Annotated in this window: 8 protein-coding genes, 1 tRNA gene and 3 pseudogenes; 10 read left to right on the top strand and 2 right to left on the bottom strand. The window is 52.9% G+C overall.

Annotated features, from left to right (window positions below; translation table 11 throughout):
• Positions 1-11 precede the first annotated feature (11 nt).
• The 7 genes from BCA33_RS05450 (at position 12) to BCA33_RS05480 (ending at position 4,855) form a co-directional block, all read left to right on the top strand.
• Positions 12-506, top strand: a complete 495-nt coding sequence (locus BCA33_RS05450) for an OmpH family outer membrane protein (RefSeq protein ID WP_071264047.1) — start codon at positions 12-14, stop codon at positions 504-506.
• 48 nt (positions 507-554) lie between these two features.
• Positions 555-1,607, top strand: coding sequence for a UDP-3-O-(3-hydroxymyristoyl)glucosamine N-acyltransferase (gene lpxD, locus BCA33_RS05455; protein WP_071264049.1), 1,053 nt, complete (start codon positions 555-557; stop codon positions 1,605-1,607).
• Positions 1,591-2,028 carry a 3-hydroxyacyl-ACP dehydratase FabZ gene (gene fabZ / locus BCA33_RS05460; RefSeq protein WP_071264052.1) on the top strand — a complete coding sequence of 146 codons (438 nt, stop codon included), beginning with the start codon at positions 1,591-1,593 and terminating at the stop codon, positions 2,026-2,028. Before lpxD ends, fabZ begins: the two co-directional genes overlap by 17 nt.
• A complete protein-coding gene (gene lpxA / locus BCA33_RS05465; protein ID WP_071264054.1) occupies positions 2,028-2,819 on the top strand; it encodes an acyl-ACP--UDP-N-acetylglucosamine O-acyltransferase in 792 nt (263 codons plus the stop codon). Before fabZ ends, lpxA begins: the two co-directional genes overlap by 1 nt.
• Positions 2,820-2,839: 20 nt before the next feature.
• The gene (lpxB, locus tag BCA33_RS05470; RefSeq protein WP_071264056.1) at positions 2,840-4,021 is read left to right on the top strand and encodes a lipid-A-disaccharide synthase; all 1,182 of its coding nucleotides are present in this window, start codon (positions 2,840-2,842) and stop codon (positions 4,019-4,021) included.
• The gene (rnhB, locus tag BCA33_RS05475) at positions 4,022-4,711 is read left to right on the top strand and encodes a ribonuclease HII (RefSeq protein ID WP_071264058.1); all 690 of its coding nucleotides are present in this window, start codon (positions 4,022-4,024) and stop codon (positions 4,709-4,711) included. It begins immediately after the preceding gene.
• A 67-nt stretch (positions 4,712-4,778) separates the two neighbouring features.
• Positions 4,779-4,855 (top strand) — tRNA-Met (locus BCA33_RS05480).
• Between the two features lie 122 nt (positions 4,856-4,977).
• Here BCA33_RS05480 and BCA33_RS05485 read toward each other — a convergent pair.
• Positions 4,978-7,095, bottom strand: a complete 2,118-nt coding sequence (locus BCA33_RS05485; protein WP_071264060.1) for a NosR/NirI family protein — start codon at positions 7,093-7,095, stop codon at positions 4,978-4,980.
• 373 nt (positions 7,096-7,468) lie between these two features.
• Here BCA33_RS05485 and BCA33_RS05490 point away from each other — a divergent pair.
• The 3 genes and pseudogenes from BCA33_RS05490 to BCA33_RS05500 form a co-directional block, all read left to right on the top strand.
• A pseudogene (locus BCA33_RS05490) lies at positions 7,469-8,568 on the top strand (porin).
• 260 nt (positions 8,569-8,828) lie between these two features.
• On the top strand, positions 8,829-9,974 hold the full coding sequence (gene nosP, locus BCA33_RS05495; protein ID WP_254774208.1) for a nitric oxide-sensing protein NosP: 1,146 nt from the start codon (positions 8,829-8,831) through the stop codon (positions 9,972-9,974).
• Positions 9,946-10,176: pseudogene (locus BCA33_RS05500) on the top strand (hybrid sensor histidine kinase/response regulator); the annotation flags it as partial. The gene nosP and the pseudogene BCA33_RS05500, both read left to right, overlap by 29 nt.
• 24 nt (positions 10,177-10,200) lie before the next feature.
• Here BCA33_RS05500 and BCA33_RS21420 read toward each other — a convergent pair.
• A pseudogene (locus tag BCA33_RS21420) lies at positions 10,201-10,345 on the bottom strand (IS110 family transposase); the annotation flags it as partial.

The raw sequence follows: 10,345 nt of genomic DNA on the forward strand, positions 1-10,345 counted from the left end.
GGAGACCTACTATGTTCAGAACCGTACTGATGTTTGCTGCAGCTATGGCGCTGGCTTTGCCCGCCGTAGCAGAAACCCGTGTTGGTGTTGTGGATTTGCGCCAGGCTTTGTTTTCGTCCAACGACGCCAAGTCGTTCAGCGAAGCCATGCAAAAGGATTTCGCGGGTGATGAAGAGAAAGTTCGCGAGACTCAGGAAGCAGCGCGCAAGCTGAAGGAGCGTCTGGAAAAGGACGGTGCGATGATGAACGAGAGTGAGCGTAACCAGCTTGCTGGCGAGTTCCAGGAAAAGGTCAAAGAGTTCAATTTTCTTAAACAGCGCCTAGACTCCACTGTTAATCAGCGCAAGCAGGCGTTTTTGGAAGAGGCCCGCCCAGAAGTGGACGCAGCGGTAAAAGAACTGCTGGAAGAAAACGATCTTGATTTGATTCTGCCCAGCGAAGCCGTTGTTTATGTGAAGCCAGAAATGAACCTGACCTCACAGCTTTTGGATAAGCTAAACCGTTAATCCCTGCCTGAGAGCCTTCGGGCTCACTAGCGTGTTGTGGAGCGCGTGATGACAGAACAGTCTTACCGGCTCGGGGAGATCGCAAAAGCTTTGGGAGCAGAGCTTCGCGGCAATCCGGACATACGGGTTTCCGGCCTTGCGACTCTCCAGGCGGCGGGCCCCGATCAGCTCAGCTTTCTGGCGAACCCCGCCTACGCAAAGCACCTAGCGGATACCCGCGCTGCAGCAGTTATTATATCGCCTGCAGCAGTGGGGGATTGCCCGACCAATGGCCTGTTACTGGACAATCCTTACTTGGGCTATGCTCACCTCAGCCACTGGTTTGATCCGGCGCCCGTAGCGCCGCCGGGCATTCATCCCGCAGCGGTGGTCGACCCTAGTGCAACAGTTCCCGCAAGTGCCAGTATTGGGCCTAACGCCGTTGTTGAGGCGAATGTGATCATCGGAGAGCGGGTTGTTATCGGAGCTGGGAGTATTGTTGGCGCCCGCGCCAGCGTCGGTTCCGACTCCATTCTTCGGCCCAGAGTTACCCTCGCTCACGACGTGGTGTTAGGGCAACGCTGCCACATCCTCAGCGGCGCCGTGATTGGCTCCGATGGGTTTGGCTTCGCGAATGAGAAAGGGCAGTGGCACAGAATTGCACAGCTCGGCCGAGTGATTCTTGGGGATGATGTTGAAGTAGGAGCGAACACCACAATTGATCGTGGCGCTCTGGATGACACGGTTATCGGTAACGGCGTGAAGCTCGACAATCTTATTCAGATCGCCCACAACGTCCGCATTGGTGATCACAGTGCAATGGCCGCTATGGTTGGAATTGCGGGCAGTACGAAGATCGGCAGCCACTGTGTGTTTGGTGGTGCCTCTGGAGTGGCTGGTCACTTGGAAATCGCAAATCAGGTGCACCTTACCGGCATGACCCTGGTAACCGGGAGTATTCCGGAGGCGGGCGTTTATTCTTCTGGCATCAGTGCAGATACAAATCGGCGATGGCGTAAGAACGCGGTGCGTTTCCGACAGCTGGATACGCTGGCGCGACGCGTTAAAGAACTGGAAAAGAAATCAGAGGCTGAGGCCGATCAACATGATGTACATCGATGAAATCCTGGAATATCTCCCGCACCGCTATCCGTTTTTGTTGGTGGATCGGGTGACCGAGATTGAAAAGTCCAAATCGATCAAAGGCTACAAAAACGTCTCGTTTAACGAGCCGTTTTTTACTGGCCACTTTCCTGACAATCCCATAATGCCCGGCGTACTGATTATTGAAGCCATGGCTCAGCTCTCAGGAATTCTTGGATTTGTGACGGTGGGGCGGAAACCAGCAGACGGGCTGGTACAATACTTGGCTGGGTCCAGCAAGGCGCGCTTCAAGCGTCCTGTTTTGCCGGGCGACCAGTTGTGCATGGAATCGGAGTTGATCTCTGGCAAACGTGGCATCTGGAAATTTGATTGTCGCGCACTGGTCGATGGAGACGTCGTCTGCGTTGCAGAGATACTGACTGCTGAGAGAGAAGTGTAATGGCAACAAATGACTGGTCGGGAGTTCATCCTCAGGCGATCGTAGACCCGTCAGCCAAGCTTGCGGCTAACGTAACGGTTGGTCCGTGGAGTTATATTGGCCCAAATGTTGAAATTGGCGAAGGTACTGAGATCCTTTCTCACGTGGTTGTGAAAGGGCCGACAGTTATCGGCCGGAACAACCGAATTTTTCAGTTTTGCAGTGTGGGAGAGGAGTGCCAGGATAAAAAATACGCCGGAGAGCCAACCACACTGATTATCGGCGATAACAACACGATTCGCGAGAATTGCACCATTCACCGTGGCACAGTTCAGGATCAGGGTGAAACCCGAATAGGCAATAACAACCTGCTTATGGCCTATGTGCATGTGGCTCACGACTGCGTTATTGGCAACGACATTATTCTTGCTAACTGTGCCACGCTTGCTGGCCATGTAAGGGTGGGTGATCACGCCATTCTGGGCGGTGGCACCATGGTTCACCAATTCTGCCATATAGGTCCGCATAGTATGGCAGCCGGGGGCAGTATCGTGCTCAAGGACATTCCAGCTTATGTTATGGCTGCTGGCCAGTCCGCAGAACCTCACGGCATGAACGTTGAAGGCCTTAAGCGCCGCGGCTTCGAGAAAGAGGTACTGATGACTCTGCGCCGTGCTTACAAGGTTATTTATCGTCAAGGTCTAACCACCGAGCAGGCCGTGGAAAAATTGGAAGAGGCATACTCCGATACGCCAGAAGTGTGCGTGCTTATCGACTCCCTGCGCGGAGCTCATCGCGGCATTATCCGCTGAGCTGGCAGGAGCCTTGCTTAATGAACCACCCCCGGGCTGCGGTTGTAAGTGACCGTAAAATAACCTTTGGAATTATTGCAGGAGAGGCGTCTGGGGACATTCTCGGCGCCGGCCTGATTCGATCACTTCGCAATCGTTACCCAAAGGCGCGTTTTGTCGGCATTGGCGGCGACGAAATGATTGCCGAGGGCTTCCACTCGCTGGTTCCCATGGAACGGCTCTCTGTTATGGGGCTGGTAGAGGTTCTTGGTCGTATCCGAGAGCTCTTTAGTATCCGCGCTCGCCTCCTGAGCTATTTCTTCGCCACGCCGCCAGATGTGGTGATCGGTATTGATTCCCCGGATTTCACCCTTGCCATCGAACGGCGCTGCCGGGAAGCGGGTATTCCTTCTGTTCATTACGTAAGCCCTTCGGTTTGGGCCTGGCGGCAGAAACGGATCTTCAAAATCGCCAAGTCCGTTGACCTGATGCTCACCCTGTTGCCATTTGAGGCCAGGTTTTATGAAGAGCATCAGGTGCCCGTAGCCTTTGTAGGGCATCCTTTAGCAGATCGCATTCCTCTGGTACCTGAAACAGGGAAAGCCCGCCAGGAACTGGGGCTGAATGAAAGTGCTCCTTTACTGGCGGTGTTGCCAGGAAGTCGGGCTGGCGAAGTCGAACGTTTGGGCACGTTGTTTCTGGAGGCGGCGCGCTGGATTCAGACCAGGCGACCGGATGTACAGCTGGTCATCCCCTGTGTGAACCGTGAACGGGAACAACAAGTTCGCGAGCTTATCGAAGCGCTCGACGTAAAACTTCAGGTCACCATCGTAAGAGGCCGTTCCCGCGAAGTGATGGCGGCATCAGATGTGGTGTTGCTGGCGTCCGGAACGGCGACGCTTGAGGCCATGCTGCTGAAAAAACCCATGGTAGTGGGCTATCGTTTGAGCAATGTCAGTTGGGCACTTATTTCCCGTTTAGTGAAAGTGCCTCACGTTTCATTGCCCAACCTGCTGGCGAAGCAACCACTGGTTCCTGAGCTTTTACAGGATGACGCCACACCGGAATCGCTCGGTGCCGCCGTACTCGAGCGTATGGAAAACCAGCAGGAGCGTGATCGGCTGGTGGAAGCGTTTACCGAGCTTCACCACACATTGAAGCAAAATGCCGACGAAAAAGCCGCCCAGGCGATCTCCGAGCTTCTTGAAGAGCGAGCCCGTTGAATGGCTCGTGCACCTGCATTACCTCCGTTTGAATGTGCCTATCAGGGCCGACTACTGGCCGGCGTGGATGAGGTAGGGCGTGGGCCACTCATTGGCGCGGTAGTGACCGCAGCTGTCATTCTGAATCCCGATCGACCCATTACGGGTTTGGCGGATTCAAAAAAGCTCACGGAAAAAAAGCGCAATGCGCTTTACGAAGAAATTATTGAGCACGCGACGGCCTGGTGCTTAGGCCGCTGTGAGGCCCATGAGATTGACCAGATCAATATCTACCAAGCCACCATGATTGCCATGGAGCGCGCCGTTGCCGGGCTGGGTATTGCGCCTGAATATGTACTGGTGGACGGCAACAAATGCCCGAAATGGCACTGGCCCTCAGAGCCAGTGGTAAAAGGAGATAGCCGGGTAGAGGCGATCAGCGCCGCATCCATAATCGCCAAAGTGACCCGAGACCGGGAAATGGCAGAGATGGAGCAAACCTACCCGGGTTACGGCCTTGCACAACACAAAGGCTATCCAACGCCCGTGCACCTGGAAGCGCTGTTTCGGTTGGGTGTAACGCCAGAGCACCGCAAGTCCTTCCGGCCAGTTCAGGAGGCAATGGAGCAAGTTGGGTTCTTTAAAGCGCAGGCTGTGCCAACGGTAGAAACACTGCACTACCCAACAGACCTCTTTGAAAACAGTAATTGACAAAGCCCTTCCGAGTCCTTACTATACGCGCACGTTGATCGAGGCAACTCGGCAACAACCAGTTTGATGCGGGGTGGAGCAGTCTGGTAGCTCGTCGGGCTCATAACCCGAAGGTCGTAGGTTCGAATCCTGCCCCCGCTACCATATTAAAAGGCAAATCAGTAACTTACTGATTTGCCTTTTTTCGTATTTGGCCTCGAAATTCCTCTGTGCCAGATAAGTTATTTAATATTTGATGAACTTTGTTATCGCTCGGCGGACACCTGTCAGGAATGGCTAGCATCGGTGGCCAGTATGTTGGCTTGGCGCTGATGCTTCTTATTCTGCACGCGCTTGTCTACACACTGTTCTTCGTCGTTGAGTATGACTACGCACTCCAGGCATTGTATGCATTCATCATAATCAATTCGGCCATCCTTACGAATAGCGTTAATGCCGCAGGCATTTTTGCAATGCTGGCAGGGGGTGCCGCACAACTCCACTCGATCCAGCCAGCTAAAGAGCCTCAGGCGGCCAATAATTGCCAGCCCGGCGCCTAATGGGCAAAGGTAGCGGCAATAGAATTTGTGGATAAACATCCCGACAACCAGTAGCCCAACCGCGTACACCACGAATGGCCAGTGACGCACAAAAAGCAGGGTGATGCTGGTTTTGAACGGTTCCACTTCCACCAGCTTTTCAGCCAGTGCGAGAGAATAGAAAGCCGTACCCACCAAGCCGATCAGAATAGGATACTTAATAAGAATCAGGCGACGGTGCCAATACTCGGGTACTTTAATCTGGCGCAGGCCAAGCTTTTCCCCCAGCCAGGCCGTCATCTCCTGAAGTGCACCGAACGGGCACAGCCAGCCACAGAACAGACCACGCCCCCAAACGAACAGGCTGATAAATGTATACAGCCATAAAATGAAAATAATGGGGTCGAGCAGGAAGACATTAAGTGAGAAGCCATCTGAGATCGCGAGAAAAATCGTGTATATATTGACCACTGATAACTGGCCCTGAGCGAAAAAGCCGATAAAGAACAAGGTGAAGAACAGAAACCCCCAACGAAACCGGTGAACCAGTTTTGGGTACCTGCTGAACGTTTTCTGGCGGGCAAAAAACACAGTCAACACAGTCAGCGCGGTTAGTAAAATCGCAATCTGCCACCAACGTTGCTTCCAAAGGCCAATCCATACAGGCTCGCGCTCATCCTGAAGCGACGCTGCTGGCTCCACCGCTTCAAACAAATCCGGGTTGAATCGTACTGGCACTTCGATAATGGCGCTGTCTTGCGCCAGGTGGTTGCGAGAAAGTTCGATGTGGAAATTTAACGTGGCATCGGCACCTGGACTAAAACCAGCGCTTCCGCCCGTGCGAAAAAAGTTTTGGGCGGCCAGGTCGGGCATGCCCGCCGCCTGCAATTCCAAACCTTGGCCTGATAGGTTCAAATCCCGCATTTCAACGGCCAGCCCATTCTGGCTCAGGCTCAGGCGCTGCGGATTGGTGCCGGGCACAAAGCTCTCGGAGACGTGAGGGAAGGCTCCCCGCGACATCACAAGCATTACCTGCGCGCCTGGCTCCAGCCACTCCATCAACGTTTGGTAGCCATTCTCTCCCAACAGGTTGCGGCCCACCATGGGGGAATTGATGTACGTAAAAAACAGCTCGGTGAATGGTTCGTTGCTGGAACCCCCAAAATCCTGAGGATAATCTGCCAGGGGTCGACCGAGTTCAGACTCAACAGCCTCGCGGCTTAAATGCAATTGGCCGATGTAGCCACGATCGAGCAACTGTTGCCACGTCAGCGGTTCAAAGAAGTCTGGTTTTGCTCTTGTTGGTGCAGCTTGCGCGAAGCCTGCAAGTTTGTTGCGAGCCACCTTCAGAGCAGATGAAAGAACAGTATCGTTGATGATCAGAACGGACACGGTGGCCTTGCTGACACCGTCAAAATACACTGAGTTTCCGTCAGTTGTTCGTCCCTGGCTACCGGTGTTGGATGTGTTAATGATGATCTGTTCGCGCAGCGACCGCCCCTCGTATTGATCGACAAAGTCGAATAGCGGCTCTTCGCCCAAACCGTGTAAAAACACTGGCTCGTGGTGGTTTAATACTTTTACTCCGGTAAAACGGCCACGAGTGTCCATGCCGATCAACATGCTGATGGGCTTGCCCGCGAACCCCTGAAGCCTGCTCAAATCAACGGACTCGTAAGCGTAGCCCAGTAACTCCTGAAGCTGGAAAACAGGATAAACCGGGAAGTCTTCTAACTTTTCATCGATAACCGTCGCCGACGGAAACAATTCCTGGATCAGCGCTTTTTTCTGTTCAGAAAGCTCAGCCTGGGCTGCGGAACTGTAAATAAACAAGTATAGAAAAAAGAGCACGAGGCGCCCGACCATGAGTTGCTCCTGGTGTTTTTCGGGTAATGCCTTCCATGCTATTGAGTTTACGTTTTGACTCAATACGACCTCAGAGTCAGCCGCCTGCTACTTTATGGTTGATTTTGTCCCTTTGTTAACAAGGGCACTAATTTGGATGAGCGATTGGTCAGTTGTGGCACATGATTCCGATTGATGGCACAAAACCAGATGAATGAATGTCTTAGTTCAAAAGTGCTGTTTCTACTCCCTCCCAAATAAGCATAAAACCGGATCCCTCGGCCGATACCTCCGGTTTCTCTGGTAGCCGATTATAAAGTTCAGGCAACAGCTGTCGCTTGCGGCATGAGCTGATGGTCGCCTGATCCTGAATGACCAACATACTGGGGGAATTATGAACAACAACAAAATCAGAAGGTCGGGGCTGTTTATCGCAATGGCAGCAGCGATGGGTGCCAGTGCTGGAGCAAATGCGGCGGTCGAATTATACAACGAGGACGGCACAACATTTTCTGTTGATGGCTATTTCAACGCGTTCTATGTAAATCGCGACAATGATCTGAGTGACACCCGAGATTCCCGCGTCAAGATGGGTTTCTTGCCCAACACCATCGGGTTTAATTTCAGCAAAGAAATGGGTGATCTGACTCTGGGAGGACGTTCGTCATTCTGGACATCGATCAATGACAGCCTGGACTCACCCATTGATACTGCGATTGACGTGCGCCAGTTTTACGCCACCGTGGACGGTAGCTTTGGCCAGGTGTTGATTGGTAAAGATTTTGGTCTTTACGGGCGTTCAAATATATTTCTTGATGAAATTTTGATGGGCTTTGGCTCCCCGGGTACGGCCGGCGGCGTGTCTTTCGGAAACATCGGTGTGGGTTACCCGTACCCGACGCCCTCAGCCAGATAACCTATCGTGCTCCGGAAATGTCCGGATTCAATATTGCTGTCGGTGTTCTTGATCCAGCAGATACGGTTACCGGGGCGAATGATGAGAATTCCGCTCCGCGGTTTGAGTCAGAGATAATCTACAGCACCGATATGAATGGATTAGGGTTGACCGGTTGGCTAAACGGCCGTTATCAATCAGCTGAAAATGGCGGTACTACGGTTGATAGCAGCGGCCTTGGCTACGGTCTGAAAGCCTCGCTGGCGGGTTTGACTCTGGCAGCGTCTGGTTTTACCTCAAAGGGTGACAACCCGGTACTGATTAGCAACAGCCCAGTCACGGAAGATGACGCTGATGGTTTTCTGGTTCAGGGATCCTACACCTTCGGGCCTAACCGCGTAGTGTTGTCTTATGGTGAAACTGACGCTGAAATTCTGAATCTTGAAACGGAAAGCACGACCCTGGGTTTCTTTCATGACGTGAACAGCAACTTTAAACTGGTTGCCGAGTACAACATGTTTGAGGGCGAAAATCGTACAACTGGCATGACCAACTCGGACGTCAATACCATTGCACTTGGCGCCGTTGTCACGTTCTAGACATCATATACTGCGGGCGGTGGGGTTTACGCTCTATTGCTCGCAGCGTAATGATCTAGAACTAAAGTGCTGGTTTTCGGGTTATTGCATGCAGGCAGCCGCGTGGTTCTGACAATGGAGTAGTCTGATCAATGGCTTACGATCATTTCGGCGCACCGATAAAAAGCACTGAAGTCTCATTGGCGAAGCCGGTCGAGTCCGTAGAATTATGGGGACGTTCTTTTTCTGCGGAAGTACCCCTCATGTCGCCAGTAACGACAATGTCTGCCGTCCGTGTTGCCAGCACCAGCCTTCGCGAGCCGGTTTTGGCGGCGAATAATCTTGCTAGCCAACTTAACCATCCCCACCTTGGGTGTGTTCTGTTGTTCTGCTCTGCCGAATATGATCTTGACGGGCTGGGCCCGGCTCTTGCGCAGGCGTTCCCGGATGTGCGCCTGTCGGGCTGCACGTCAGCGGGTGAAATTACCACTCGCGGCTATGATCGCGGGTGCATCACGGCTATTGGTTTTGACAGTCGTTTCTTCTCGATTGACTGTGCGCTGATCCGTGAAATGGATCGCTTTTCCCTGCAGGATGCGCAAAACGTGATTGATGGCTTGCTGACAAATTGTCGCAATGCCCGAATTGCGCCCATCAAAGGTAATACCTTTGCCATCACTTTGCTGGACGGGCTGTCCAGCCGCGAAGAGTTGGTGCTTGCAACCCTGAATGCGGCACTCGGTAGTATTCCGCAGTTTGGTGGATCAGCGGGCGACGACGAGCGTCTTGCAAACACCCATGTATTCCACGACGGCCGCTTCCATGCCGGTGCGGCCATGGTTTTGCTGGTGAACACGCCATTGGATTTTCGCGTGTTTTCCAGCCATCACATGATTGAAGGTCATGAAAAACTGGTTGTTACGAGCGCCTGTTCTGACAGCCGAACGGTTTACGAATTGAACGCAGAACCTGCCGCTGAGGCTTATGCTCGTGCCGTGGGCGTTGCAGTCGATGAGTTGGATCGCACGGTTTTTGCGCTGCAGCCATTAGGTGTAAAAGTCGGCGGCCATTATTTTGTGCGCTCGATACAGAGTGTCAACCCGGATAAAAGCCTGACTTTTTATTGCGCGGTGGAGACTGGCATTGTAATGACGGCCATGGCGCCCGAATCACTGTTGGACAGCGTGCGGGAGCAGCTTGAAATCTCCGAAAGCATGGTTGGGCCGCCGTTGATTACCATCGGTTGTGATTGTTTTTTACGCCGCCTGGAAGCCGAACTGACCGGTAAAGTTGAGGCGGTGTCTGAGTTTCTGCGCGATCACAAAGTCGTGGGCTTTAACACCTACGGCGAACAGTTCAACGGAATGCATATTAATCAAACATTCACGGGGGTGGTTATTGGCCAGCCTGATTCCAGTTCCCTGTAACTCTCAGGCGCATCCGGATGCGTCTCTGCGTGAGCGTATCGCTGCGCTTGAAGCCGATAATGAACGGCTGCATAAAATTCGCGACGCGTTAATTGTGCGGGTGGAATCCGGAATGGCCCACAAGCCGGAACCTTACGCGGCGTTTGAGCACTCGGTAGTACTGGCCGAACAGGTGCGCGAGCGCACAGAAGCACTTAACCAGTGACTGTGGTGTCAATCCCATAAATTAAGCCATATTTTCACGCCACGGTTCTTGGTTTTTAACCATGGTATTGAGCACCACAATCATTTTTCTCATGCAGGCGATCAGAGCGACCTTGGGAAGTTTGCCCTGGGCTTTCAGGTGCTCGTAGAACCGTTTAAAAACAGGA

The sequence above is a fragment of the Marinobacter sp. AC-23 genome (genome assembly GCF_001858325.1).
Classification (GTDB): domain Bacteria; phylum Pseudomonadota; class Gammaproteobacteria; order Pseudomonadales; family Oleiphilaceae; genus Marinobacter.

Excerpts from the sequence above, each read along its gene's own strand:
- BCA33_RS05450 (WP_071264047.1), top strand. The coding sequence starts at position 12 with ATGTTCAGAACCGTACTGATGTTTGCTGCAGCTATGGCGCTGGCTTTG.
- lpxD (WP_071264049.1), top strand. The coding sequence starts at position 555 with ATGACAGAACAGTCTTACCGGCTCGGGGAGATCGCAAAAGCTTTGGGA.
- fabZ (WP_071264052.1), top strand. The coding sequence starts at position 1,591 with ATGATGTACATCGATGAAATCCTGGAATATCTCCCGCACCGCTATCCG.
- lpxA (WP_071264054.1), top strand. The coding sequence starts at position 2,028 with ATGGCAACAAATGACTGGTCGGGAGTTCATCCTCAGGCGATCGTAGAC.
- lpxB (WP_071264056.1), top strand. The coding sequence starts at position 2,840 with ATGAACCACCCCCGGGCTGCGGTTGTAAGTGACCGTAAAATAACCTTT.
- rnhB (WP_071264058.1), top strand. The coding sequence starts at position 4,022 with ATGGCTCGTGCACCTGCATTACCTCCGTTTGAATGTGCCTATCAGGGC.
- BCA33_RS05485 (WP_071264060.1), bottom strand. The coding sequence starts at position 7,095 with ATGGTCGGGCGCCTCGTGCTCTTTTTTCTATACTTGTTTATTTACAGT.
- nosP (WP_254774208.1), top strand. The coding sequence starts at position 8,829 with ATGTCTGCCGTCCGTGTTGCCAGCACCAGCCTTCGCGAGCCGGTTTTG.